The sequence below is a fragment of the Streptomyces sp. NPDC035033 genome (assembly GCF_040636735.1).
In the GTDB taxonomy this organism is placed as follows: domain Bacteria; phylum Actinomycetota; class Actinomycetes; order Streptomycetales; family Streptomycetaceae; genus Streptomyces.
In genome coordinates this window covers 1-24,819 of sequence record NZ_JBEZUZ010000103.1, presented here as the reverse complement: position 1 = coordinate 24,819, position 24,819 = coordinate 1, and the positions used below count along the sequence as shown (strand labels likewise).

General features: G+C 75.0%; 22 protein-coding genes and 1 pseudogene. 17 read left to right on the top strand and 6 right to left on the bottom strand.

Translation table 11 applies throughout. The features are described 5' to 3' along the window. Window positions 1-108, bottom strand: a pseudogene (locus AB0E83_RS30285) (M14 family zinc carboxypeptidase); the annotation flags it as partial. Between the two features lie 32 nt (window positions 109-140). Between AB0E83_RS30285 and AB0E83_RS30280 the strand changes: the two are divergent. The 9 genes from AB0E83_RS30280 to aroA all read left to right on the top strand — a co-directional run bounded on the left by AB0E83_RS30280 (window position 141) and on the right by aroA (window position 11,253). Then, window positions 141-791 carry an NAD(P)H-binding protein gene (locus AB0E83_RS30280; RefSeq protein WP_362118878.1) on the top strand — a complete coding sequence of 217 codons (651 nt, stop codon included), beginning with the start codon at window positions 141-143 and terminating at the stop codon, window positions 789-791. 35 nt (window positions 792-826) lie between these two features. Beyond that, the gene (locus tag AB0E83_RS30275; RefSeq protein ID WP_362118875.1) at window positions 827-2,107 is read left to right on the top strand and encodes a multidrug effflux MFS transporter; all 1,281 of its coding nucleotides are present in this window, start codon (window positions 827-829) and stop codon (window positions 2,105-2,107) included. Window positions 2,108-2,297: 190 nt separating this feature from the next. Next, complete coding sequence (locus AB0E83_RS30270; RefSeq protein WP_362118872.1) at window positions 2,298-3,686, top strand: class II 3-deoxy-7-phosphoheptulonate synthase; 1,389 nt, start codon at window positions 2,298-2,300, stop codon at window positions 3,684-3,686. A gap of 48 nt (window positions 3,687-3,734) precedes the next feature. Then, window positions 3,735-4,112, top strand: coding sequence for a chorismate mutase (gene aroH, locus AB0E83_RS30265; protein WP_362118869.1), 378 nt, complete (start codon window positions 3,735-3,737; stop codon window positions 4,110-4,112). After that, window positions 4,109-5,236, top strand: coding sequence for a prephenate dehydrogenase (locus tag AB0E83_RS30260; RefSeq protein WP_362118866.1), 1,128 nt, complete (start codon window positions 4,109-4,111; stop codon window positions 5,234-5,236). Before aroH ends, AB0E83_RS30260 begins: the two co-directional genes overlap by 4 nt. A 55-nt stretch (window positions 5,237-5,291) precedes the next feature. Further along, complete coding sequence (gene aroC, locus AB0E83_RS30255) at window positions 5,292-6,521, top strand: chorismate synthase (protein WP_362118863.1); 1,230 nt, start codon at window positions 5,292-5,294, stop codon at window positions 6,519-6,521. Further along, window positions 6,518-7,624: a 3-dehydroquinate synthase gene (gene aroB, locus AB0E83_RS30250; protein ID WP_362118860.1), complete on the top strand. Its 1,107-nt coding sequence runs from the start codon at window positions 6,518-6,520 to the stop codon at window positions 7,622-7,624. Before aroC ends, aroB begins: the two co-directional genes overlap by 4 nt. A gap of 222 nt (window positions 7,625-7,846) precedes the next feature. Further along, complete coding sequence (gene tkt / locus AB0E83_RS30245; protein ID WP_362118857.1) at window positions 7,847-9,991, top strand: transketolase; 2,145 nt, start codon at window positions 7,847-7,849, stop codon at window positions 9,989-9,991. Beyond that, the gene (gene aroA, locus AB0E83_RS30240; protein WP_362118854.1) at window positions 9,988-11,253 is read left to right on the top strand and encodes a 3-phosphoshikimate 1-carboxyvinyltransferase; all 1,266 of its coding nucleotides are present in this window, start codon (window positions 9,988-9,990) and stop codon (window positions 11,251-11,253) included. The genes tkt and aroA overlap by 4 nt, the downstream gene beginning before the upstream one ends. A 271-nt stretch (window positions 11,254-11,524) precedes the next feature. Here the strand turns inward: aroA and hisC are convergent, their stop codons facing one another. The 3 genes from hisC to gap all read right to left on the bottom strand — a co-directional run bounded on the left by hisC (window position 11,525) and on the right by gap (window position 14,656). After that, complete coding sequence (gene hisC / locus AB0E83_RS30235; RefSeq protein WP_362118851.1) at window positions 11,525-12,601, bottom strand: histidinol-phosphate transaminase; 1,077 nt, start codon at window positions 12,599-12,601, stop codon at window positions 11,525-11,527. A 112-nt stretch (window positions 12,602-12,713) separates the two neighbouring features. Continuing rightward, the gene (locus tag AB0E83_RS30230; RefSeq protein WP_362118848.1) at window positions 12,714-13,628 is read right to left on the bottom strand and encodes a pyridoxamine 5'-phosphate oxidase family protein; all 915 of its coding nucleotides are present in this window, start codon (window positions 13,626-13,628) and stop codon (window positions 12,714-12,716) included. A 14-nt stretch (window positions 13,629-13,642) separates the two neighbouring features. Continuing rightward, entirely contained in the window at window positions 13,643-14,656 is a 1,014-nt protein-coding gene (gene gap, locus AB0E83_RS30225; RefSeq protein WP_362118881.1) for a type I glyceraldehyde-3-phosphate dehydrogenase, read from the bottom strand. Between the two features lie 322 nt (window positions 14,657-14,978). Between gap and AB0E83_RS30220 the strand changes: the two genes are divergently transcribed. From AB0E83_RS30220 to proC, 7 genes are all read left to right on the top strand, one after another. Further along, a complete protein-coding gene (locus AB0E83_RS30220) occupies window positions 14,979-15,914 on the top strand; it encodes an AraC family transcriptional regulator (RefSeq protein WP_362118845.1) in 936 nt (311 codons plus the stop codon). Then, a complete protein-coding gene (locus tag AB0E83_RS30215) occupies window positions 15,911-16,723 on the top strand; it encodes a class I SAM-dependent methyltransferase (protein WP_362118842.1) in 813 nt (270 codons plus the stop codon). Before AB0E83_RS30220 ends, AB0E83_RS30215 begins: the two co-directional genes overlap by 4 nt. Continuing rightward, a complete protein-coding gene (locus AB0E83_RS30210) occupies window positions 16,720-18,381 on the top strand; it encodes an AMP-binding protein (RefSeq protein WP_362118839.1) in 1,662 nt (553 codons plus the stop codon). The genes AB0E83_RS30215 and AB0E83_RS30210 overlap by 4 nt, the downstream gene beginning before the upstream one ends. A 259-nt stretch (window positions 18,382-18,640) precedes the next feature. Continuing rightward, window positions 18,641-19,240, top strand: a complete 600-nt coding sequence (locus tag AB0E83_RS30205; RefSeq protein WP_362118836.1) for a CGNR zinc finger domain-containing protein — start codon at window positions 18,641-18,643, stop codon at window positions 19,238-19,240. Between the two features lie 32 nt (window positions 19,241-19,272). After that, window positions 19,273-20,061: an ABC transporter ATP-binding protein gene (locus tag AB0E83_RS30200; protein WP_362118833.1), complete on the top strand. Its 789-nt coding sequence runs from the start codon at window positions 19,273-19,275 to the stop codon at window positions 20,059-20,061. Further along, entirely contained in the window at window positions 20,058-20,795 is a 738-nt protein-coding gene (locus tag AB0E83_RS30195; RefSeq protein WP_362118830.1) for an ABC transporter permease, read from the top strand. Before AB0E83_RS30200 ends, AB0E83_RS30195 begins: the two co-directional genes overlap by 4 nt. An 85-nt stretch (window positions 20,796-20,880) precedes the next feature. After that, entirely contained in the window at window positions 20,881-21,690 is an 810-nt protein-coding gene (proC, locus tag AB0E83_RS30190; protein ID WP_362118827.1) for a pyrroline-5-carboxylate reductase, read from the top strand. A 1-nt stretch (window position 21,691) separates the two neighbouring features. Here the strand turns inward: proC and AB0E83_RS30185 are convergent, their stop codons facing one another. Further along, a complete protein-coding gene (locus AB0E83_RS30185; protein ID WP_362118824.1) occupies window positions 21,692-22,273 on the bottom strand; it encodes a cysteine hydrolase family protein in 582 nt (193 codons plus the stop codon). A 75-nt stretch (window positions 22,274-22,348) separates the two neighbouring features. Here AB0E83_RS30185 and AB0E83_RS30180 point away from each other — a divergent pair, with 75 nt between their 5' ends. Then, window positions 22,349-23,344 (top strand): helix-turn-helix domain-containing protein, encoded by a 996-nt coding sequence (locus AB0E83_RS30180; protein ID WP_362118822.1) that lies wholly within the window; start codon window positions 22,349-22,351, stop codon window positions 23,342-23,344. On the opposite strand, the gene trpS is transcribed toward AB0E83_RS30180, so the two are convergent. Next, window positions 23,311-24,312, bottom strand: coding sequence for a tryptophan--tRNA ligase (gene trpS / locus AB0E83_RS30175; RefSeq protein ID WP_362118819.1), 1,002 nt, complete (start codon window positions 24,310-24,312; stop codon window positions 23,311-23,313). The genes AB0E83_RS30180 and trpS overlap by 34 nt on opposite strands. Window positions 24,313-24,819 lie beyond the last annotated feature (507 nt).

Here is a 24,819-nt window from a genome sequence, read left to right as displayed (position 1 = left end):
GGCGATGTCGTACTCGCCGCCGTCCGGGTTGAGGTCGGGGACGATCCAGATCTCGCGACCGTTCACCATGTTCGTGACGCGGGAGCGGCGGCCCCACCGTCCCCCCACACCCCCGATGAAGAAGAAACGGTAGGAACACCATGAACATCCTGCTCTTTGGCGCCAGCGGCAACATCGGCAGCGCCATCGCCGACGAGCTGCTCTCCCGCGGCCACACCGTCACCGGCGTCACCCGCACCGGCCGGATCGAGGGGGCCGCCGACCGCGAGGGCCTCACCGTCGTCGCGGGCGACGCCACCGACGCCGCCACCGTGGCCGACCTGTCCGCCCGGGGCTTCGACGCGGTCGCCTCCGCCGTCGGCCCCCGGGTCGGCAAGGAGGACGACCGCAAGATCATCGTCGGTACGGCCAAGGCGCTCATCGAGGGCCTGAACCGCAGCGGCGTCCGCCGCCTGGTCGTCCTCGGCGGCGCCGGCAGCCTGGAGACCTCGCCCGGCGTCCGCGTCATCGACAGCCCGCACTTCCCCGAGATGTGGAAGAACAACGCCCTCGCCCAGATCGAGGCGCTCGGCCTCTACCGCCAGGCCGACCACCTGGACTGGACGTTCATCTCCCCGGCCAAGCTCATCGAGGCCGGCGAGCGCACCGGCACCTACCGCAAGGGCGGCGAGCAGCTCGTCGTCGACGCCGAGGGCAACAGCCGGATCACCTACCCGGACTACGCCGTCGCCTTCGTGGACGAGCTGGAGCAGGGCAACGCCGTCAAGTCCCGCATCAACGTGGCCCACTGACCGCGACGCCCGATTCCCCGGAGGGACTCGACCCCATGTCTTCACCGTCTTCACCCGACACCTCGCCGAGCGGCGGCGGCGGGCGCGCCCGTCTCGTCGTCATCCTCGGCGCCCTCACCGCCCTGGGGCCGCTGGCCAACGACGCGTACCTGCCGGCCATGCCGCAGATCGCCGAGGGCCTGGAGGCGAGCGCGTCGGCCACCCAGCTGACCCTGACCGCCTGCCTGCTCGGCCTCGGCATCGGCCAGCTCATCGCGGGACCGCTCAGCGACGCCCTCGGCCGGCGCCGGCCGCTCATCGCCGGCCTCGTCCTGTTCGCCGTCACCGCGGCGCTCTGCGCGGTCGCGCCGGACATCTGGACGCTGGTGGCGCTGCGCGCGCTCCAGGGCCTGGGCGGCGCGACCGGGATCGTCATCGCCGCCGCGGTGGTGCGGGACCGGCACTCCGGAGCGGCGGCCGCCCGCTTCTTCGCGATGCTGATGCTGATCACCGGAATCGCGCCCGTCCTGGCCCCGGTCCTCGGCGGCCAGCTGCTGCTCGTCACCTCGTGGGGCGGCATCTTCGTCGCCCTCGCGGTCGCCGGGGCCCTGATGCTGCTCGGCGTGGCCCTGGGCCTCCCCGAGACCCACCCGGCGGAGAAGCGGATCAGCGGCGGCCTCAAGGCCACGGGACCGGTCTTCCGGCGGCTGCTCAAGGACCGCGCGTTCGTCGGCTACCTGCTCGCCTGCGGCCTGGGCTTCGCCGCCATGTTCGCGTACATCTCGGGCTCCACCTTCGTCCTGCAGTCCCTGCACGGCATGTCGCCGCAGATGTTCAGCCTGGTCTTCGCGGTCAACGCGCTCGGCCTGGTGATCGCCGCCCAGGTCAGCGGCCGGATCGTGCACCGCACCGGGCCGCGCGCGCTGCTCGCGACGGGCCTCGGCGTCTCCGCCGTCGGCGGCCTCGGCCTGCTGGCCGTCGTCCTCACCGACGCCGGTCTCGCGCCGCTGCTCGTCGCGCTGTTCCTGGTCGTCTCCAGCGTCGGCCTGATCATGCCCAACTCGTTCGCCCTGGCCCTCCAGAACCACGGCGACGTCGCGGGCTCGGCGTCCGCGCTGCTCGGCCTGTTCCAGCACCTGATCGGCGCCGCCGTGGTGCCGCTCGTGGGCCTGGCCGGCGAGGACACCGCCGTCCCCATGGGCATCGTCATCGCCGCCCTCGGCGTCGGCGGATTCCTCTCCTTCGCCCTGCTCACCCGCGGGGACAAGGCCGCCGGGCAGGACGAGGCGCCCGTGCCGTCCGGATCCACGGACGTGCCGGAGCCGGCCCGCGGCTGACGCCGGCGCCCCACCGACCGCCGGCCCGGGGAGGGAACAATCCCCCGCCTCTCCCCGGACCGGCGCACATCCCGCCCCCGTGCCGCCCCCCCCGCCCGCGACCGGGGCCCGCGCCGGCCCTCCACCCCCCACCCCCGCCCCGCCCCCACCCGTCCGTTTCCGCTCCGAAACCGATTGAGGTACAGCCACCATGACACCCGCCCAGCACGTCACGGCAGCCGACTCCTGGCGGTTCCGGCCCGCGGCGCAGCAGCCCGACTGGCCCGACCCGCAGGCGCTGCGCTCCGCCGTGGAGGACCTGGCGTCCTACCCTCCCCTGGTCTTCGCCGGGGAGTGCGACCGGCTGCGCGACCGGCTCGGCGCGGTGGCCCGCGGCGAGGCGTTCGTCCTCCAGGGCGGCGACTGCGCCGAGACCTTCGACGCCGTCACCGCCGACCGGATCCGCGCCAAGGTCCGCACCCTGCTCCAGATGGCCGCCGTACTGACCTACGCGACCTCCGTACCGGTGGTGAAGATCGGCCGGATCGCCGGGCAGTACTCCAAGCCCCGGTCCAGCCCGACCGAGACCCGCGACGGCGTCGAACTCCCCGTCTACCGGGGCGACTCGGTCAACGGCCTCGCCTTCACCCCCGAGGCCCGCACCCCCGACCCCGAGCGGCTCAAGCGGATGTACCACGCCTCCGCCACCACCCTGAACCTCATCCGCGCCTTCACCACCGGCGGGTACGCCGACCTGCGCCAGGTCCACGAGTGGAACCGGGACTTCGTCGCCGCCTCGCCGGTCGGCGAGCGCTACGAGAACCTGGCCCGGGACATCGACGGCGCGCTGGCCTTCCTGTCGGCCTGCGGCGCCGACCCGGCCGAGTTCCACTCCTCCGAGATCTTCGCCAGCCACGAGGCGCTGCTGCTCGACTACGAGGCCGCCCTCACCCGCACCGACGCGCGCACCGGCCTCCCGTACGACGTCTCCGGGCACATGATCTGGATCGGCGAGCGCACCCGGCAACTCGACGGCGCCCACGTGGAGTTCGCCTCCCAGGTCCGCAACCCCATCGGGGTCAAGCTCGGCCCGACTACCACGTCCGACGAGGCGCTCGCCCTGATCGACAAGCTCGACCCCGCGCGCGAGCCGGGCCGGCTCACCTTCATCACCCGCATGGGCGCGCGCGCGATCCGCGACATCCTGCCCGGCCTCATCGGCAAGGTCACCGCCGAGGGCGCGCGGCCCGCCTGGATCTGCGACCCCATGCACGGCAACACCTTCGAGGCGCCCGGCGGCCGCAAGACCCGCCGCTTCGACGACGTCCTCGACGAGGTCCGCGGCTTCTTCGAGGTCCACCACGGCCTCGGCACCCACCCCGGCGGCATCCACATCGAGCTGACCGGCGACGACGTCACCGAGTGCGTCGGCGGCGGCACCGCGGTCCGCCTCGCCGACCTGGACCGGCGCTACGAGTCGGCCTGCGACCCGCGCCTGAACCGCGAGCAGTCCCTCGACCTGGCCTTCCAGGTCGCGGAGCTGTACCGGGAGGGGCGCGACGCCACCGCGGCCCCGGCCCGCCCGGCCGTCGCGGCCTGACCGCGACCCACCCGAGAAGAGACGAGGGGGAAGACGATGAGCGTGAGCGTGAGCGTGCGTGCCGTGCGAGGTGCCATCCAGCTGGAACGGGACGAGCGCCGGCACCTGCTCGACGGGGTGCGGACCCTCTTCCAGGAGATGCTCCGGACCAACGGGCTCGACGAGGACGACCTGGTCAGCGTGATCTTCACGGCGACCCCGGACCTGATCAGCGAGTTCCCGGCACTCGCCGCCCGCGAACTGGGCGTGCGGGACGTGCCGTTGATGTGCGCGCAGGAGCTCGACATCGCGGGCGCCCTGCCCCGGGTCGTCCGGATCCTCGCGCTCGCCGAGACCGAACGGTCCAAGCGCGAGATCACGCACGTGTACCTGGGCGGCGCCGCCGCGCTGCGCCGGGACCTCGTCCGGGACGGAGCCTCGGGATGATCCGCTCCGCCGCCGTGGTGGGAACGGGCCTGATCGGCACCTCGCTCGCGCTCGCCCTCGTCCGGCGCGGCGTCGCCGTCCACCTCATCGACGAGAACGAGTCGGCCGCCCGCACCGCGGCCTCGCTCGGCGCGGGCACCGTCGGCCACCCGCACGACACCGTGGACCTCGCCGTGCTCGCCGTCCCGCCGGCCCAGGTCGGCCCCGCCCTCGGCACCCACCAGGCCCGCGGGCTCGCCCGCGCCTACACGGACGTGGCCAGCGTGAAGTCGGAACCGGAGCGCGGCGTCGCCGCCAGCGGCGCCGACCGCTCCACCTTCATCGGCGGGCACCCGATGGCCGGCCGGGAGCGGTCCGGCCCGCTCGCCGCCTGCGCCACCCTCTTCGAGGGCCGCTCCTGGGTGCTCACCCCGACCGCGGCCACCAGCCGGGACACCCTCAACACGGCCCTCTCGATGGTGGCCCTGTGCGGGGCGGTGCCGGTGGTGATGGACAGCGGCGCCCACGACCGGGCCGTCGCCCAGGTCTCCCACACCCCGCACGTCGTCTCCTCCCTGCTCGCCGCCCGCCTGCTGCACCTGAGCCCGGACGCCTCCCGGCTGGCCGGCCAGGGCCTGCGCGACATGGTCCGCATCGCGGGCGGGGACCTGCGGCTGTGGGGGGACATCCTGGAGTCCAACGCCGCGGCCGTCGCCGACGTGCTGACCGAACTCGGCGAGGACCTCCAGGTCGCCGTGGCCGCGCTGCGGAGCCTGGCCACCGGCGACCCCGACGCGCGCGCCGAGGGCACCACGCTCCTGGCCGACCTGCTCGGCCGCGGCATCACGGGCCGCGACCGCATCCCCGGCAAGCACGGACACCCCGCGCCCGCGTGCACACCGGTCCGGGTGCTCATCGGCGACCAGCCCGGCGAGCTGGCCAGGCTGCTGGCGAACGCCGCCGAACTCGGCGTGAACATCGAGGACGTGACGATCGACCACTCGCCCGGCGAGGAGAGCGGCCTGGTCGAGCTGATGGTGGCCCGCCCGACCGCCTTCTCCATGGCCCAGAGCCTGACGGCCGCGGGCTGGCGGGTCCAGCGGATGCGCCGGCCGGACACCGCCCCGGACCCGGTCGCGGTCTGACCGCCGCCCGCCCCGGCCCACCCCACCCACCAGGACTACACGGAGGACCCCTCCCTTGAGCACTCTGCGCTGGCTCACCGCGGGCGAGTCGCACGGCCCCGCGCTCACCGCCGTCCTCGAAGGCGTACCGGCCGGGGTGGAGATCTCCACCAAGGCCCTCGCGGACGCCCTCGCGCGCCGCCGCCTCGGCCACGGCCGCGGCGCCCGCATGGCCTTCGAACGCGACGAGGTCTCCCTCCTCGGCGGCGTCCGCCACGGACGGACCCAGGGCGGCCCCGTCGCCGTCCGGATCGACAACACCGAGTGGCCCAAGTGGCGGACCGTCATGGCCGCCGACCCCGTGCCCGACGCGGAGCTCGCCGGGCTCGCCCGCAACGCCCCGCTGTCCCGGCCCCGCCCCGGCCACGCGGACCTCGCCGGCATGCAGAAGTACGGCTTCGACGACGCCCGGCCCGTACTGGAACGGGCCAGCGCCCGCGAGACCGCCGCCCGGGTCGCCCTCGGCGAGATCGCCCGCGCCCTCCTGGCCCAGGCCTACGGGATCACCGTGGTCAGCCACGTCGTCGGCATCGGCGACGCCCTGGCCCCCGAGGGCCCGGTGCCCGGCCCCGCGGACCTCGAACGGGTCGACGCCGACCCGGTGCGCTGCCTCACCCCGGAAGCCTCCCGCGCGATGACCGCCGCCATCGACCGCGCGCACCGGGACGGCGACACCCTCGGCGGCACGGTCGAGGTCCTCGCGTACGGGCTGCCGCCGGGCCTGGGCAGCCACGTGCACGGGGACCGGCGGCTCGACGCCCGCCTGGCCGGCGCCCTCATGGGCATCCAGGCCATCAAGGGCGTCGAGTTCGGCGACGGCTTCGGCCTGGCCCGCGTCCCCGGCTCCCTCGCCCACGACGAGATCGAACCGGGCCCCGGGGGGCCGCGCCGCCGCACCGCCCGCTCCGGCGGCGTCGAGGGCGGCATGAGCACCGGCGAACCCCTGCGCGTGCGGGCCGCGATGAAGCCCATCGCCACCGTCCCGCGGGCCCTGGCCACCGTCGACGTCACCACCGGCGGGCCGGCCGTCGCCCACCACCAGCGCTCGGACGTCTGCGCCGTGCCCGCCGCGGCCGTCGTCGCCGAGGCTGTGACCGCGCTGGTGCTGGCCCACGCGGCACTGGAGAAGTTCGGCGGCGACTCGCTCGCCGAGACCGCCCGCAACCACCGCTCCTACCTCGACGGCCTCGACGGGCTCGGCGGACTCGACGGGCGCGACCGCCCCGGACGGCGGGCGGCCCGGTGAGCGCCCCGCCCGCCGCCGCGGCGAGGAGCCGCCCCGTCACCCGGATCGCCGTCGGCGGCCCCCGCCCGTACGAGGTCGCGGTGGGCACCGGCCTGACCGGCGAGACCGGCCGGCTCCTGGGCGCCGAACCGCTGCGGGTGGCCCTGGTCCACTCCGGCTCGGTCCGCGCGGTGGCCCGCGGGATCGCCGCCGGCCTCACCGGCGAGGGGCGCGTCGTGGTCTCCCTCGAAGTCCCCGACGGCGAGCCCGCCAAGGACACCTCGGTCGTGGTGGGCCTGTGGCGGGCCTTCGCCGACGCTGGGCTCACCCGCGACGACGCGGTCGTCGCCGTCGGCGGCGGAGCCGTCACCGACGTCGCCGGCTTCGCCGCGGCCGGCTGGCTGCGCGGCGTCCGCCTCGTCACCGTCCCGACCACGCTCCTCGGCATGGTCGACGCCGCCGTCGGGGGCAAGACCGCAGTCAACCTGCCCCAGGGCAAGAACCTAGTCGGCGCCTTCCACCCGCCCGCCGGGGTCCTCTGCGACCTGGAGCTGCTCGCCACGGTGCCGCCCGCCGACCACGTGAGCGGCCTCGCCGAGGTGATCAAGGCCGGGTTCATCGCCGATCCGGAGATCCTCCGCCTGGTCGAGGCGGACCCCGCGGGCGCGGCCCGCCCCGGAGGACCGCACACGCGCGCACTGGTCGACCGCGCCGTGCGCGTCAAGGCGGAGATCGTCACCGAGGACCCCACCGAACAGGGCCGCCGCGAACACCTCAACTACGGCCACACCCTCGGCCACGCCGTCGAGCGGGTCAGCGGCTACCGCGTCCGGCACGGCCACGCCGTCGCCGTCGGCATGGTGTACGCCGCCGAACTGGCCCTGCTCACCGGTCGGCTCACCGCCGCGGACGTCGACCGGCACCGCACCCTGCTCGCCTCCGTGGGCCTGCCCGTCGGCCACGCCGCCGACTGGACGCAGCTGCGGACCGCGATGAGCCTCGACAAGAAGTCCCGCGGCACCCGGCTCCGCCTCGTGGTCCTCGACGCCCCGGGCCGCCCCGCCCTGCTGTCGGACCCGCCGGAGGACCTCCTGGCGGCCGCCTGGCGCAGGGTCCGGCGATGACGAACCCCTGAAGGGCCCCCGCACGCCCCGGCCCCGCCCCTCCGGCACCACCCCGGCACCGCGCCCGGCACCGCCCTCCGGCGCCGCGCCCCGGCGCCACCCCGGCACCGCTCCTCCGGCACGCCCCGGCCCCGCCCCCGGCACCACCCCGGCAGCGCGCCCCGCGGAGCCGTCACCGCCGCGCCCCGCGAACAGACCCGCGAACAGAAAGGTCCCGCACCCGTGTCCCCTGCCGCCGCACCGCCCGCCGCCTCCGCCCTCCCCTGGAGCGACCTCGACCGCCGCGCCGTCGAGGTCGCCCGCGCCCTGACCGTCGACGCCGTCGAGGCCGCCGGCCACGGGCACCCCGGCACCGCCATGAGCCTGGCCCCCGCCGCGTACCTGCTCTTCCAGAGACTGCTCCGGCACGATCCGAACGATCCCGGCTGGGCGGGCCGCGACCGGTTCGTCCTCTCCTGCGGCCACGCCAGCCTGACCCTGTACACGCAGCTGTACCTGTCGGGGTACGACCTCACCCTGGACGACCTCAAGAAGCTGCGCACCGAGGGCAGCCGGACCCCCGCCCACCCCGAGTACGGCCACACCCCGGGCGTCGAGACCACCACCGGCCCCCTCGGCCAGGGCCTCGCCAACGCGGTCGGCATGGCGATGGCCGCCCGCCGCGAGCGCGGCCTGCTCGACCCCGGAGCCGCCCCGGGCGCCTCCCCGTTCGACCACACCGTCTGGGTCGTCGCCTCCGACGGCGACCTGGAGGAGGGCGTCGCCCACGAGGCCAGCTCCCTCGCCGGACACCAGCGCCTGGGCAACCTCGTCGTCCTCTACGACGACAACCGCATCTCCATCGAGGACGACCGCCGGATCGCCGACTCCGAGGACACGCTCGCCCGCTACCGCGCGTACGGATGGCACGTCCAGCAGGTCGACTGGACCGAGACCGGCGGGTACGAGGAGGACCTCCCGGCCCTGTACCGGGCGCTGACCGCCGCCCGCGACACCACCGACCGGCCGTCGCTCGTGGCGCTGCGCACCGTCATCGGCTGGCCCGCCCCCCGGAAGCGCAACACCGGCGCCGTCCACGGCTCCGCCCTCGGCGCCGAGGAGGCCGCCGCCGCGAAGGCCGCCATGGGCCTGGACCCGGACCTCGCCTTCCAGGTCCCCTCCGACGTGCTGGCCCACGCCCGGCGGGCCGCGGACCGGGGCCGTACCGCCCACCGCGCGTGGGACAAGGCCCTCCAGGACTGGCGCGCCCTCGAACCCGCCCGCGCGGAGCTCTTCGACCGGCTCGCCGAGCGCCGGCTGCCGGACGGCTGGCAGCGGCACCTGCCCGCCTTCCCGCCCTCGGACCCCGCGGGCCCGGGGCAGATGGCCACCCGCAAGGCGTCGGGCGAGGTCCTGAACGCGCTGGCCGCGGCCCTGCCCGAACTGTGGGGCGGCTCCGCCGACCTCGCCGAGTCCAACAACACCACGATGAAGGGCGAACCCTCCTTCGTGCCCGAGGAGTTCGCCACCGACGCCTTCCCGGGCCACCGCTACGGCCGCACGCTGCACTTCGGCATCCGCGAGCACGCCATGGGCGCGATCCTCAACGGCATCGCCCTGCACGGCGGCACCCGCCCCTACGGCGGCACCTTCCTGGTGTTCTCCGACTACATGCGGCCCGCCGTCCGGCTCGCCGCCATGATGCGGCTGCCCGTCACGTACGTCTGGACCCACGACTCCATCGGCCTCGGCGAGGACGGACCGACCCACCAGCCCGTCGAACACCTCTGGTCGCTGCGCGCCATCCCCGGTCTCGACGTGGTCCGGCCCGCGGACGCCAACGAGACCGTCGTCGCCTGGCGCACCATCCTCGAACACGGCGACCGCCCCGCGGGCCTGTGCCTGTCCCGGCAGAACCTCCCCGTCCTCGACCGGAGCGCGAAGGGCGGCCTGGCCTCCGCCGACGGGGTCAAGCGCGGCGGATACGTCCTGGCCGAGGCCGCGGGCGGCAGCCCCGAGGTGCTCCTCATCGCCACCGGCAGCGAGGTGCCCATCGCCCTCGACGCGCGCCGCGTCCTCCAGGAGGAGGGCCTGCCCACCCGGGTCGTGTCGATGCCCTGCCTGGAGTGGTTCCACGCCCAGGACCAGGAGTACCGGGAGCGGGTGCTGCCGCCCGGCGTCACCGCCCGGGTCTCCGTCGAGGCGGGCTCCGTCCTCGGCTGGCACGCGCTGGTCGGGCAGGCGGGCGAGGCCGTCGGCATCGACTCCTTCGGCGCCAGCGCGCCGTACCAGGCGCTCTACGAGAGCCACGGCCTGACGGCGGTCAGGGTCGCCGCGGCGGCCCGCGCCAGTCACGCCCGGGCGCGGCGCGCCGGGGCCGGCCGATGAGCGGGCAGGCGCCGCCGGCCGGCGCGGGCGTCCTCGACGCCCGCGTCCCCGGCTCGAAGAGCATCACCAACCGGGCGCTGCTGCTCGCCGCCGCGGCCCCCGGCCGCAGCCGCCTCGCCGCGCCGCTGGTCAGCGAGGACACGCTGGCCTTCCGCGCCGCGCTGACCGCCATCGGCTTCGAGGTGGCGGACGAGGACGACGGCGCCTGGACCGTCACGGGCCACGGCGCCGGCCCGTACGTGCCCGGCCGGGTGTGGTGCGCCGACGCGGGGACCGCGGCCCGGTTCCTGCCGCCGTTCGCGGCCACCGGGCGCGGCCCGTACGTCTTCGACGGCTCGGACCAGCTCAGGGCCCGGCCGCTGCGCCCGCTGCTCGACGCGCTGACCGGCCTCGGCGCGCGGGTCTCCGGCACCGGCCTGCCGTTCACGCTGTCGGCCGAGGGGCTCGGGGGCGGCCGGATCGAGCTGGACTCGGGGGTCAGCAGCCAGTACCTCAGCGGGCTGCTGATGGCCGCCCCGCTGATGTCCGGCCCGCTCACGGTGGACGTGCCCCGGCTGGTCAGCCGCCCGTACCTGGACATGACGGTGGCGCTGATGCGCCGGTTCGGGGCGCGGGTCGAGGAGTCGGACGGCTCCCTCACCGTCCTGCCGGGCGGCTACCGTCCCACCGACCTGGTCGTCGAGCCGGACGCCTCCACCGCCTCGTACGTCTTCGCCGCGGCGGCGGTCACGGGCCGCACGGTCCGGGTGCGCGGCCTGGGCCGGACCAGCCTCCAGGGCGACACCGCCTTCACCGGGGTGCTGGAGCGCGCGGGCGCCCGCGTGACGACGGGCGAGGACTGGACCGAGGTCACGGGCCCGGCGGGCGGCGCCCTCCGGGGCGGGTTCACCGTCGACATGGGGGACATCTCCGACACCTTCATGACGATGGCCGCCGTCGCCCCGCTCGCCGACGCGCCCGTCACGATCACCGGCATCGCGCACGCGCGGGTCAAGGAGTCGGACCGGATCGCGGCCGTCGCGGAGAACCTGCGGCGCCTCGGCGTGGACGTCGAGGAGGGCCGGGACCGGATCACCGTGCACCCGGGCGTGCCGGTCCCGGCGACCGTGCGCTGCCGGCGGGACCACCGGATCGCGATGTCCTTCTCGGTGCTGGGCCTGCGGGCCCCGGGCATCGGGCTGGACGACCCGGCGTGCGTCGCCAAGACGTTCCCGGGGTTCCACGAGGAACTGGCCCGGCTCTTCGGCGGGGTCCCCGTCTAGGCGCCCGCGCACGACGGGGGAGCGCCCGGTGCCGGCGGCGGCCCGCCGGCACCGGGCGCTCCCCTTCCCGGACCGCGGTACACGATCCTTCCCGGACCGCGGAGCGCGCCCCTTCCCGAACGGCGGACACCCCCCTTCCCGGACCGCGGTACACGCCCCTTCCCGGACCGCGGAGCACCCCCCTTCCCGGACCGCGGAACACGACAGCCGCAGGCCGTGGGGTCCACGGCCTGCGGCACGCCCGTCCCCGACGGGCGGGGACGGCCCGGGGTCAGCCCGCCCGGCCCGACGCGGCCTTCAGCAGCCGGTCGTTCGCCTCCGCCGAGCCGATCGTGATCCGTACCCCCTCGTCCCCGAAGGGCCGGACCATCACCCCCGCCTCCTCGCACGCGTCCGCGAAGCCGGCGGTGCGCTCGCCCAGCCGCAGCCACACGAAGTTCGCCTGGCTCCCGGGCACGGCGAACCCCGCCTCCCGCAGCCCCTCCGTCACCCGGGTCCGCTCGGCCCGCAGGACCGCGACGCGCTCGGCCAGCTCCGCGCCGGCCCGCAGGGACGCCACCGCCGCCGCCTGCGCCGGTCCGCTCACCCCGAAGGGGACGGCGCAGGCGCGCAGCGCGGCCGCGACCCGGGGGTGCGCCACCGCGAAGCCGACGCGCAGCGCGGCCAGGCCGTACGCCTTGGAGAAGGTGCGCAGCACGGCGACGTTCGGCCGCCCCCGGTAGAGGTCGATGCCGTCCGGGACCTCCGGGTCGTCGACGAACTCCCGGTACGCCTCGTCGAGGACGACCAGCACCTCGCGCGGCACGCGGTCCAGGAACCGTTCCAGCCCGGCCCGGCGCACGGCGGTCCCGGTCGGGTTGTTGGGGTTGCAGACGAACACCACCCGGGTCCGCTCGGTCACCGCGGCGGCGAGGGCGTCCAGGTCGTACGTCTCCCCGCGCAGCGGGACCTCCACGGGCGTCGCCCCGGCGGCCCAGGCCAGCAGCGGGTACGCCTCGAACGAGCGCCAGCCGAAGAGGACTTCGTCGCCGGGACCGGCGGCGGCCGCGACGAGGTGCTGGGTGATGCCCACGGATCCGGTGCCGAGGACGAGGTGCGCGGCGGGCACGCCGAGGTGCGCGGCCAGCTCGTCCCGCAGGACCGTGGCGGCCGGGTCGGGGTAGCGGTTGATCCGCCCGAGCCCGGCCTCGACCGCGCGGACCACCGAGGGCAGCGGCGGGTACGGGTTCTCGTTGGAGGAGAGCTTGTCGACGAGGTCGTCGGGGGCGGGCCGGCCCGGTACGTAGCGGGGCAGCGTGGAGACGTCCGCACGCAGCCGGGGCAGGGTCTCGGTCTCGGTCGTGGTCATGGGTCTCGGTGTCCTTGTCGGGTCCGGTGGGGGCGGGCGGGGCGGCGGGGGAGGGGCGGTCGTCCCGGGAGGCGGCCCGAGGGGGCGGGCGCGGACCTCCCGGGACGCGCGGTCAGCCCCTCACCGCCGGCGGCGGGTTGTACGGCGACGGTCCCCGGTACGCCCAGCGCAGCCGCGTCGCCCCGTCGATCTGGACCACCCGCTCGATGTCGAACTCGCACATCCGCAGCGCCCCCGGCACCGCCTCCCGCCGCGCCTCGTCCCAGACGACGCGGGCCTTGCCCGACAGCTGCAGGGTGGTGCCGGTCTCCCAGTCGAGGAAGAGCAGTCCGCAGCCGGCGTTCAGGTGGAGGTTCCCCAGGGTCATGTAGAAGGAGTTGCCGAAGTAGTCCGGCCAGACGAGCCTGCGCGGCCCCGCCACCGAGACGAAGCCCGGTTCGCCGCCCCGGTGCGAGGAGTCCGCCCCGTACCCCTCCGCGCGGCTGGCGATGAAGAAGGTGTCCGCGGCGCGGACGAGGCTCGCCTGTTCGGGCGTCAGGCCGTCGCTCGCGCGGGCCGGCTTCGGCTCCGCCGCGGGCCCGTCCGCGACCGGCACCCGGACCTGGAGGTACTTGGGGCAGTTGCCCAGCACCTGCTCGGTGCGGATGTGCAGCGCGTCGCCCTCGCGGCGCGCCACCCCGTTGATCCGGATCCGGCTGGTGGTGTGCGGTTCGAGGGCGAGCAGCCCGATGTCGCTCGTCGTCTCGAAGGCGTCCGCGAGCGGATCGCCCGGCACCGGCAGCGAGGACAGCACGATCGTCCGCGCGTCCTGCGGTGCGGCGAACCCGGGGTCGCCGGTGACCAGCGAGGACCAGACGGCCCCCGAGGAGTCGGCGGCGCCGAGGAAGAGCATCCGCTGGCGCAGCAGGTACGGGCCGAAGCCGGGCAGCAGGTCGCCCCCGAACATGGGGGAGCCCCAGCCGGGCCCGCCCTCGCCGGCCCTCTTCTGCACGGCCTGTTCGCCCTCGTGGTACGGCGTCTTGATCATGTCGGTCCCCCCGGTCAGGCGGCGCGGGCGCCGACCAGCAGCGCGGTGTCGACCACCCGGTTGGAGAAGCCCCACTCGTTGTCGTACCAGCCGACGACCTTGACCTGGCGTCCGTCGCCGATGACCTTGGTGAGGCCCGAGTCGAAGATGCAGGACGCCGGGTCGGTGACGATGTCGCTGGAGACGATCGGCTCGTCCGTGTACGTGAGGATGCCCGCGAGCTCCCCCTCGGCGGCCTTCGCGAAGATCTCGTTGATCTCCTCGGCGGTGGTCGCGCGGCCGACCCGTACGGTCAGGTCGGTGGCGGAGCCGGTCGGGATCGGCACGCGCAGCGCGTATCCGTCGAGCTTGCCGTTCAGCCGGGGCAGGACGAGGCCGATGGCCTTCGCGGCGCCCGTCGTGGTCGGCACGGTGTTCGTCGCCGCCGAGCGGGCGCGGCGCAGGTCGCCGTGGGGGCCGTCCTGGAGGTTCTGGTCCTGGGTGTAGGCGTGGACCGTGGTCATGAGGCCGTGCTCGATGCCGAGGGCGTCGTCGAGGACCTTCGCCAGCGGGGCCAGGCAGTTGGTGGTGCAGGAGGCGTTGGAGACGACGTCGTGCGCGGCCGGGTCGTAGAGGTGGTCGTTGATGCCGAAGGCGATCGTCAGGTCCTCGTTCCTCGCGGGGGCGCTGATGATCACCTTGCGGGCGCCGGCCTCCAGGTGGGCGCGGGCCTTGACCGCGTCGGTGAAGACGCCGGTGGACTCGATGACGACGTCCACGCCGAGCTCCCTCCAGGGCAGCCGGGCCGGGTCGCGTTCGGCGGTCACGCGGACGGTGCGCCCGTCGACGACGAGCCCGTCCTCGGTGGCGCGCACCTCGTGGCCCAGCCGGCCCAGGGTGCTGTCGTACTTGAGCAGGTGCGCGAGCGTCGCGGCGTCGGTGAGGTCGTTGATGCCGACCACTTCCAGGTCCGCGCCGCGCTGGAGGGCGGCGCGGAAGAAGCTCCGGCCGATGCGGCCGAATCCGTTGATTCCGACCTTGATCGTCACGGTCATACCCCTCTTCGAAATTACATCCGCCAGCGCACGTGATGCGTCGTGATGGCGCGCGCGGCGCGGATGTCCAGGGCTTCGAACGTAACCCGGAGGGAGCGCCCCTCCTTGCGCAAAAGCGCCTGGATTTCCCGCCGATTGCGCACGAACCCCCCGAGGCGGGCGGTCGATGGGGGAAGTCCATCGAAAGCTCTGATACGGCTACTCATACGTGCTCGGAGGTATGTTTTGATGGTCGTGGCCCTCCGGGGGAGTCCTCCGACGGAGACCCCGAGGAGGCCGGAGCACGCGACAGCCGCTGCGCGGAGCGAGGAGAACGATGCACACGCACGATGCGAGTCCCTCTGCCGCGGCCCACGTCCTGCGCACGCACGACGAGGCCGTCCGCGGCACCGCCGTGCGCCGGGAGTTCGGCGACGCGTGGGTCACCCTGGTCTCCGGCTCCCCCTACGAGGGCGTCCGGACCGCCCGCTCCCTCGACGGCACCCCGGGCTACCTGCGGGTCTTCCGCCCGATCCACGGCGAGATCCTGGTCCAGCAGGACGGCCGCACCGACACCGCGAGCGCGCCGCAGATCATCTGCTGCGACACCACCCGCCCGTACCGGCTCCAGCTGCCCCGCCCGTTCCGGCTGGTCGAGGTCCTGCTCACGCACCGCCGGCTCGGCCTGCCCCCCGCGGACACCGAGCTGCTCACCGCCGCCAGCTGGTGCGGCCGCAAGGGGGCGGGCGCCCTGCTCTCCCAGCTGCTGGCCGGCCTCGACGAGCACGGCCCCGAGATCCACTCCGTCGTCGACCGCGTCGGCGTCAGCCTCGCGGGCCTCACCGCGGCCGTGCTGACCGACCGGATGCGCCACCTCGCCGCCGAGGACCAGATCGCCCGGCACCACCTCATGCTCCACATCCAGGAGCACATCCGCGAACGGCTGGCCGACCCCGGCCTCACCCCGAACGCGGTCGCCGCCCACCACCACGTCTCGCTGCGCTACCTCCAGCGGATCTTCCAGGAGAACGGCACCAGCCCCGCCCGCTGGATCCGCGACGAACGCCTGGCGCGCTGCCGGTCCGAGCTGCTCGACCCGCGCCTCGACCACCTGCCCGTCAGCGCGATCGGCGAACGCGCCGGCCTCTACCAGGCCTCCCACTTCAGCCGCCTCTTCCGCGAGCGGTACGGCGTCACGCCGCGTGACTACCGCGCCCTGCGCGGCGGTACGGCGCCTCCCGACCGACGAGCCCTCACCATCCGAGGAGGATGACCGACTTGACCACCCCCGCCCCCACCAGCTTCGAATTCCCCGGCCAGTACTACGAGGTCATGCGGAAGGACTTCCGCGACCTCCAGGCCGAGACGGACTTCCTCGCCTCCCTGCTGCCCGACGGCGGCACGGTCCTCGACCTCGGCAGCGGCACCGGCACCACCCTGCGGGCCCTGCGCGACCGCGGCCACCGCGGCACCGGCGTCGATCAGAGCGCCGCCTTCACCGCGTACGCCCGCGAGGCGGGCGACGAGCACCTCACCTACGTCCACGGCCGCGTCGAGGACTTCCGCACCGAGGAGCGCTTCGACCTCGTCCACAGCCTGTTCATGACGCTCAACTACCTGTCGCGCGCCGAGCTCGCCGACACCCTGGGGCGGATCCGCGGCTGGCTGAACCCCGGCGGCCGGGTCGTCCTGGAATTCGGCCACCTGCTGAACTTCGTCGAGACCTTCCAGCCGTACACCGTCGGCCACCACCGCGGCGAGGACGGCGTCCTGATCACCCGCCTCGCCCGGCAGCTGATCCACCCGCACACGGCCAACTGGCGCAACGAGGAGACCCTGCTCGTCCGCGCCGCCGACGGCACCGTCTCCCTGTACGACAACTTCTTCGACCAGGCGGTGCTGACCGGCCCCGAGATACGCGACCTGCTCGCGGCCGCCGGTCTGGAGGTCACGGCCGAGTACGGCGGCTTCCGCAAGGAGCCCGCCCCCCGCCACGGCCGCGGCCCGCTCGTCGTCGTCGCCACCGCCCAGCAGTCCACCGCCCAGCAGTCCACCGACCGCCAGAAGGAGAACCACGCGTGACCGGCTCCAGCACCAGCACCGCGTCGCTGCTCGACGGCGGACCCGCGCCCGACCCCGGCGTGCCGCACCTCGGCGCGGCGCTGGTCCGGGCGGCCCGCTCCTCCGGGACGGACCGCGGCGTGACCTACATCCGGCCCGACGGCTCCGAGCTCCGGCAGACCTACGCCGACCTCCTGGACGGGGCGTCCCGCGTCCTGGCCGGCCTGCGCGCCGCGGGGGTCCGGCCCGGCGAGAAGATCGTCCTTCAGTCCGCCGACGACCCCGACCTGATCGCCGCCTTCTGGGCCTGCGTCCTCGGCGGCTACCTCCCGCTGCCCGTCAGCGCCGACCCGCGCACCGGCCCCGGCCTGCTCGAACGCGTCTGGACCGGGTACGGCCGCCCCCGCGTGCTGACCGGCGCGGGCCAGGAGCTCACCCCCGCCGTCACCGCCGACCGCGACTGGCACGCCGCCCACCTGGGGGACATACCGGCGCTGCGCGCCGCGCACGAGCCCGACCGCGACTGGCACGAGCCCGACCCGGGCGACCCGGTCGTCCTCCTGCTGACCTCCGGCAGCACCGGCGTCCCGAAGGCGGTCACGCTCACCCACCGGAACGTCCTGGTCCGCAGCGCGGCCACCGCCCGCGTGAACCGGCTCGACCAGGACACGCGCACCTTCAACTGGATGCCGCTCGACCACGTCGGCGGGCTGATCATGTTCCACGCGCGCGACGTCTTCCTCGGCTGCGCCCAGGTGCACGCCGGGATCCAGTGGGTCCTCGCGGACCCGCTGCGCTGGCTCGACGCCGTCTCCGCCCACCGGGCGGACACCACCTGGGCGCCGAACTTCGCGTACGCGCTGGTCAACGACCGGGCCGGGGAACTCGAAGGCCGCGGCTGGGACCTGACCCGGCTGCGCTACATCATGAACGGCGGCGAGGCCGTCCGCTCCGGCGTGGTCCGGCGCTTCCTCGACCTGCTGGCCCCGTACGGGCTCCCCGCCACCGCCATGTTCCCGGGCTGGGGCATGTCCGAGACCACCGCCGGCGTGGCCGACTGCCAGTTCACCGAGGCCGCCGCGGGCGACGACCGGTACGTCCCGGTCGGGCGCCCCCAGCCGGGCACCCGGATCCGGGTCGTCGACGAGCACGGGGAGCCGGTGCCCTGGGGCACCGTCGGCCGCCTCCAGGTCAGCGGCGCGACCGTCACCTCCGGCTACTACGACAACCCGGAGCAGAACCGGCAGTCGTTCACCGAGGACGGCTGGTTCAAGACGGGCGACCTCGCCTACGTCGAGGACGGCATCCTCACCGTCACCGGCCGCACCGACGACGTCATCCAGCTCGGCGACGTCTCGTACCACGGGCACGAGATCGAGGCGGCCGTCGAGGAGCTCGCCTTCGTGGAGCCCTCGTACACGGTGGCCACGCCCGTCACCCCCGAGCCCGGCGGTCCCGAGGAGATCGCGGTCTTCTTCCACCCCCGGACGGGGAGCGTCACGGAGGCGGAGACGGAGCAGATCCGCGACCGGGTGGCCGAACGGCTCGGCGTGGAGGTCCGGCACGTCCTGCCGGTGGACAAGTCGGAGGTCCCCAAGACCGGCATCGGCAAGCTCCGCCGGGCCCAGCTCCGCCAGACCTTCGAGGCCCGCCCCGCCGCCCTGGCCACGCCCTCCTGACCCCCGGCCCCCCACCACGGTGGGGGCGGGACGGAACACCCCACCACCCGACCCGCCCCGCCCCCACCGCCGGCCCCGCCCCACAGCCGGATCCACCCGACCCCCTCACCACCGGCCCCGCCCGACCCCCGCCGCCGGATCCCCACTTCCGCCCGGCCCTCACCACCGGCCCTCACCACCGGCCCCGCCCGGATCCCCACCACCGGAACCCCACCGCCGGCCCCGCCCCCGCCCCCGCCCGAGCCGCCCGGGAGACCCCGTGCCCCAGCAGGAAGCCGACCGCCCCCGTACCGGGACGCTCCCCCTCCGCCCCCTCACCGGCGAGCCGCTCTGCCTCGACCTCCTCAACACCCGCTGGCACGACCGCCACGGACACCACGACCTCCTCACCGACCGCGAGGGCCTCGCGGTCTGGCTGGCCGGCTCCCGCGCGGCGGCGGCCCTGCGCGACGGGGACCTGCGGGCCGACCACGCGACCCTGGGCGTGGCCCGGCAGACCCGGGCGGTCCTGGCCGAGGTGGTCGGCGGCAGACCGGGCGCGGCCGGCCTGGCGGCGTTCAACCGCATTTCCGGCTCCGGCCGGATCCGCCGCCTCCTCACGCCGGACGGCCCCGCCGAACGCGTCGACGTGGAGCGCCCGGAACACCGCCTCGGCTGGCTGGCCGCCACCGACTACCTCCGGCTGCTCGACGAGGCCCCGGAGCGGATACGGACCTGCGCCACCCCGGGGTGCGGGCTGTTCTTCCACGACGTCAGCCGCAACGGCACCCGCAAGTGGTGCTCGCGCTCCGGATGCGGCAACCGCGCCCGGGCCGCCCGCTACCACGCGTCGCGCGCCGCCCGCCTCACCGGTGCTTGACGGGCCGGCGCCCCGGGAGCCATATTCATCGCATGGTGAATTACTCGGAGGGCGCCGCCGCGGCCGCGATCACCGCCCGCGCCCTCACCGCCGTACGCGGCGACCGCACCGTCCTGCGCGACCTCGACTTCACCGTCCCCGCCGGCCGCGTCACCGGCCTCCTCGGCCCCTCCGGCTGCGGCAAGACCACCCTCATGCGCGCGATCGTCGGCACCCAGGCCAAGGTCACCGGCACCCTCACCGTCCTCGGCGACCCCGCCGGCCACCCCGCCCTCCGCCCCCGCGTCGGCTACGTCACCCAGGCCCCCTCCGTCTACGACGACCTCACCGTCCGCCAGAACCTCGCCCACTTCGCCGACGTCCTCCTCCCCGGCCGCGCCCGCCGCACCGCCCGCCGCGCCGCCGTCGACCGCGCCCTCGCCGACGTCGACCTCACCGACCGCGCCGACGCCCTCGCCGGACGCCTCTCCGGCGGCCAGCGCAGCCGCGTCTCCCTCGCCGTCGCCCTCCTCGGCACCCCCGACCTGCTCGTCCTCGACGAACCCACCGTCGGCCTCGACCCCGTCCTCCGCCGCGACCTGTGGGACCTCTTCCACCGCCTCGCCGCCGACCGGGGCACCACCCTCCTCGTCTCCTCCCACGTCATGGACGAGGCCGAGCGCTGCCACCGCCTCCTGCTCATGCGCGAGGGCGAGATCCTCGCCGAGGGAAGCCCCGACGCCCTCCGCCGCCGGAGCGGCGCCCCCACCGTCGAAGCGGCGTTCCTCCACCTCGTCGACACCGCCGCGGCCCGCACCGCCCCCGAGGAGCCCCGCCCATGACGACCTTCCGCACCCTCGCCACGGCGGCCCGCGTCCTGCGCCAGCTCCGCCACGACCCCCGCTCCCTCGCGCTGATGCTCCTCGTCCCCTGCGCGATGCTCTTCCTGCTCCGCTACGTCTTCGACGGCAGCCCGGCGACCTTCGACACCATCGGCGCCTCGCTCCTCGGCATCTTCCCCCTCATCACCATGTTCCTGGTGACCTCCATCGCCACCCTGCGCGAACGCACCTCCGGCACCCTCGAACGCCTCCTCGCCCTGCCCCTCGGCAAGGCCGACCTCATCGCCGGCTACGCCCTCGCCTTCGGCCTCGTCGCCGTCGTCCAGTCCGTCCTCGCCACCGGCCTCGCCGTCGGCCTCCTCGGCCTCGACGTCACCGGCTCCCCCTGGCTCCTCCTCCTGGTCGCCCTCCTCGACGCCCTCCTCGGCACCGCCCTCGGCCTCTTCGTCTCCGCCTTCGCCGCCTCCGAGTTCCAGGCCGTCCAGTTCATGCCGGCCGTGATCTTCCCCCAGCTCCTCCTCTGCGGCCTGTTCACCCCGCGCGACACGATGGCCCCCGCCCTCGAAGCGCTCTCGAACGTCCTGCCCATGTCCTACGCCGTCGACGGCATGAACGAGGTCCTCCGCCACCCCGACGTCACCGCCGCCTTCGTCCGCGACGCCCTCGTCGTCGCCGGCTGCGCCCTCCTCGTCCTCGCCCTCGGCGCCGCCACCCTCCGCCGCCGCACCGCCTGACCGCCCCTCGGACACCCCGCGCACCGGCCGCCCCGCCGGTGCGAGGATGACGGCACGTACCCCCTCCGGCGAGGTGAACAGAGCCATGACCCAGACCGTCGCAGTCCTCGGCACCGGCAAGATCGGTGAAGCGCTCCTCAGCGGCATGATCCGCGCCGGCTGGCGCCCCGCCCACCTCCTCGTCACCACCCGCCGCGCCGAACGCGCCGCCGAGCTCCGCGACCGCTACGGCGTCGAGACCGTCACCAACGCCGAGGCCGCCAAGCGCGCCGACACCCTCATCCTGGCCGTCAAGCCCCAGGACATGGGCCGCCTCCTCGACGAGCTCGGCCCCCACGTCGCCACCGACCGCCTCGTCGTCAGCGCCGCCGCCGGCATCCCCACCTCCTTCATCGAGGAACGCCTCAGCCCCGGCACCCCCGTCGTCCGCGTCATGCCCAACACCCCCGTCCTCGTCGACGAGGGCATGTCCGTGATCTCCGGCGGCAGCCACGCCACCCCCGACCACCTCGCCCACACCGAGGAGATCTTCGGCGGCGTCGGCAAGACCCTCCGCGTCCCCGAGTCCCAGCAGGACGCCGCCACCGCCCTCTCCGGCTCCGGCCCCGCGTACTTCTACTTCCTCGTCGAGGCCATGACCGACGCCGGCATCCTCCTCGGCCTGCCCCGCGCCCAGGCCCACGACCTCATCGTCCAGGCCGCCATCGGCGCCGCCGTCATGCTCCGCGACAGCGGCGAACACCCCGTGAAGCTCCGCGAGGCCGTCACCTCCCCCGCCGGCACCACCATCGCCGCCATCCGCGAGCTGGAGAACCACGGCGTCCGCGCCGCCCTCATCGCCGCCCTGGAGGCCGCCCGCGACCGCAGCCGCGAGCTCGCCTCCGGCAACGGCTGACCTACGCGGCGGACAGCACGTCCCGCGTGCCCACGACCCGGGCGAACCGCCCCCCGTGCAGCGACACCGCCGTCGCCCGGGTCAGCTCCTCCGCCGTCGCCGTCCACCCGAACGGCCCGGCCAGGTCGAAGGTGTGCATCGCGTCCAGCGGGAACACCACCTCGTACCCGAGGTTCCCGCCCATCCGCGCCGTCGTCTCGTTGCACATGTTCGTCTGGATCCCGACGATCACGATCTGCCGGACCCCGGCGCCCCTCAGCCACGCGTCCAGGTCCGGCTCCCCGTAGAAGGCGGAGTTCACCGTCTTCGTCACCAGCAGCTCCGGCCCCGCCCCCCGGCCCCGCCGCTCCTCGACGAAGTCCTTGAACGCGTTCCCCGCGCCCCCCGCCGCCAGCGGCGACTCCTCCTGCCAGGAGTCGTGCCGCACGAAGACCACCGGCCGCTCCGTCTCCCGCCACCGGTCGATCAGCAAGGCCATGTTCCCCTCCGCCGCCGGATTGTCCCGACGCCCCCAGAACCCTCCGTCGTCGAACCCCTTCTGGACGTCGACGACGATCAGTGCCGCGTTCTCCTCGATCTCCATGCCCACGAGCCTGCCGCCGGCCGCCCGCCCGTCCCAGAGGCACGAAAGCCGACGACCGATGGTTTACTGCCACGCATGGCGGCCCCGCAGCGCATCGCGCTCCTCTCCTTCCCGGGCGTCCGCGCCTTCGACGTCTCCGTCGTCACCGAGGTCTGGGGCACCGACCGCACCGACCTCGGCGTCCCCGCCGCCGAGCTCCGCCGCACCGCGGCGGACCCGTCCCCGATCCCCCTCCGCGGCGGCCTGACCCTCACCCCGGACCGCCCCCTCACCTGGCTCGACACCCTCACCCCCACCGACCTCGCCCTCGTCCCCGGCATCGAGGACCCCGACGCCGACCTCCCCGCCCCCCTCCTCGACGCCCTCCGCCGCACCCACGCCCGCGGCGTCCCCGTCGCCTCCCTCTGCGCGGGCGCCTTCGTCCTCGCCCGCGCCGGCCTCCTCGACGGCCGCCGCGCCGTCACCCACTGGCGCCTCACCGAGACCCTGGCCGCCCGCCACCCCCGGGTACGCGTCGAACCCGAGGCGCTCCACCTCGAGGACACGGGCGTCTGGACCTCGGCCGGCACCGCCGCCGGCATCGACCTCTGCCTCCACCTGGTCCGTACGGCCCACGGCGCCGAGGCCGCCGCCACCGTCGCCCGCTCGATGGTCACCGCCCCCTTCCGCACCGGCACCCAGGCCCAGTTCATCGAGCGCCCCACCCCCCGGGCCGACCGCGACGGGGACGCCCTCGCCGCCGTCCGCGCCCACGCGCTCGCCCACCTCGACCGGCCCCACACCGTCGCGAGCCTCGCCGCCAGGGCCGGCATGTCCCCGCGCTCCTTCGCCCGCCACTTCCGGGCCACCACCGGCACCACCCCCCTCCGCTGGCTCATCGCCCAGCGCGTCGCCGCCGCCAGGAAACTCCTCGAACTCACCGACCACCCCCTCCCCGAAGTGGCCCGCCGCGCGGGCTTCGGCAGCGAGGTCACCATGCGCCAGCACTTCGCCTCGCACCTCTCCACCAGCCCGCGCGACTACCGCACCGCCTTCCGTCACCCGGCCGGCAACAGCCCGATCGCCCGGTAGGCCGCGTCCACCACCGGCCGCGCCATGCCCCGCGCCCGCTCCGCCCCCTCCCTGAGCACCCGGTCCACGTACGCGGGGTCCGCCGCGAGCTCGGCGTGCCGCTCCCGCACCGGCCGCAGCAGCTCCACGACCGCCTCCGCCGTGTCCTTCTTCAGGGCGCCGTAGGAGTCGTACGCGCCGGCGAGCCCGACCGGGTCCTGGCAGCCGGTCGCGGCGGCCAGCACGTCCACCAGGTTCGCCACCCCGGGCCTCTCCTCCCGGTCGTAGACGACCTCGCGCCCGCTGTCGGTCACGGCCCGCATGACCTTCCGCCGCACGGTGTCCGCGTCGTCGAGGAGATAGACGATCCCGGCCCCGTTCTCGTGCGACTTCCCCATCTTCGACGTCGGGTCCTGCAGGTCCATCACCCGCGCCGCCACCACCGGGTTCACCGCCTCGGGCACGGTGAACACCCGCCCGTACCGCTGGTTGAACCGCACCGCCAGGTCCCGCGCCAGCTCCACGTGCTGCGTCTGGTCCTCGCCCACCGGCACCTCGTCGGTCGCGTACGCGAGGATGTCCGCCGCCATCAGCGCCGGATACGTGAGCAGCGACAGCCGCACGCCCTGCCCGGCCCCCCGGGCCCGGACGCTCTTCTCCTTGTACTGGATCATCCGGCGCATCTCGCCGTCGGTGGCCGTGCACTCCATCAGGTACGACAGCCGCGCGTGCTCGTCCACGTGACTCTGCACGAACAGCGTGCACCGCTCCGGTTCCAGCCCGGCCGCGAGCAGCAGCGTCGCCGCCTGCCGGCTCAGCCGCCGCACCCGCGCCGGATCGTGCTCCACGGTCAGCGCGTGCAGGTCCACCACGCTGAACAGCGCGTCCGCCCGGTGCTGATCGACCTCGCCCCACCGCCGTACGGCCCCGAGGTAGTTGCCCAGCGTCAGGTGCCCCGTCGGCTTGACCCCGCTGAAGATCCTCTTCACCGCGTTCCGCTCCTTCTCCGTTCCGCGCCGGCCCGACGGCCCGGCTCCCGGAGGGGGATACGCGAACGGCCGCCGAGTCGGCGGCCGTGTGCATGCGTCAGTACGGGCCGCCGTCAGGCGGCCCACCACTGGGTGGTGTGCGCATGCGTAGTCATGCGTGCAGGGTACGCCTCCGGACCGGGGTTGACACGGGATTACCCGCTCCGTAGTGTTCTCCGAGTTGTCCGACGTGAGCACCGGCCCCGGTCGGCCCCGGACAACCATTCCGCAAGATCCACTCAGCCTGACGGCTGCGATTCGTCGTGCCGTCCTGCTTTCCGTGCGCTTTTGCGAAATGAGGAATCCGCGTTCGAAGTTCGAGCGCGAGCCGCCCGATTCGCATCGGGGGCGGGGAATCCGCTAAAGTCTCACTCGTCGGAACGGCCCAACAGCCGTGAAGACAAACCCCGCTGACCGGGGATCAGACACCGAAAGGATCTGATAGAGTCGGAAAGCGCCGGAAGGCCC

Bases quoted from the DNA above. Each gene is read 5' to 3' on its own strand.
- AB0E83_RS30280 (WP_362118878.1), top strand. From the start codon at position 141: ATGAACATCCTGCTCTTTGGCGCCAGCGGCAACATCGGCAGCGCCATC.
- AB0E83_RS30275 (WP_362118875.1), top strand. From the start codon at position 827: ATGTCTTCACCGTCTTCACCCGACACCTCGCCGAGCGGCGGCGGCGGG.
- AB0E83_RS30270 (WP_362118872.1), top strand. From the start codon at position 2,298: ATGACACCCGCCCAGCACGTCACGGCAGCCGACTCCTGGCGGTTCCGG.
- AB0E83_RS30260 (WP_362118866.1), top strand. From the start codon at position 4,109: ATGATCCGCTCCGCCGCCGTGGTGGGAACGGGCCTGATCGGCACCTCG.
- aroA (WP_362118854.1), top strand. From the start codon at position 9,988: ATGAGCGGGCAGGCGCCGCCGGCCGGCGCGGGCGTCCTCGACGCCCGC.
- hisC (WP_362118851.1), bottom strand. From the start codon at position 12,601: ATGACCACGACCGAGACCGAGACCCTGCCCCGGCTGCGTGCGGACGTC.
- AB0E83_RS30230 (WP_362118848.1), bottom strand. From the start codon at position 13,628: ATGATCAAGACGCCGTACCACGAGGGCGAACAGGCCGTGCAGAAGAGG.
- AB0E83_RS30220 (WP_362118845.1), top strand. From the start codon at position 14,979: ATGCACACGCACGATGCGAGTCCCTCTGCCGCGGCCCACGTCCTGCGC.
- AB0E83_RS30215 (WP_362118842.1), top strand. From the start codon at position 15,911: ATGACCGACTTGACCACCCCCGCCCCCACCAGCTTCGAATTCCCCGGC.
- AB0E83_RS30200 (WP_362118833.1), top strand. From the start codon at position 19,273: ATGGTGAATTACTCGGAGGGCGCCGCCGCGGCCGCGATCACCGCCCGC.
- AB0E83_RS30195 (WP_362118830.1), top strand. From the start codon at position 20,058: ATGACGACCTTCCGCACCCTCGCCACGGCGGCCCGCGTCCTGCGCCAG.
- proC (WP_362118827.1), top strand. From the start codon at position 20,881: ATGACCCAGACCGTCGCAGTCCTCGGCACCGGCAAGATCGGTGAAGCG.
- AB0E83_RS30185 (WP_362118824.1), bottom strand. From the start codon at position 22,273: ATGGAGATCGAGGAGAACGCGGCACTGATCGTCGTCGACGTCCAGAAG.
- AB0E83_RS30180 (WP_362118822.1), top strand. From the start codon at position 22,349: ATGGCGGCCCCGCAGCGCATCGCGCTCCTCTCCTTCCCGGGCGTCCGC.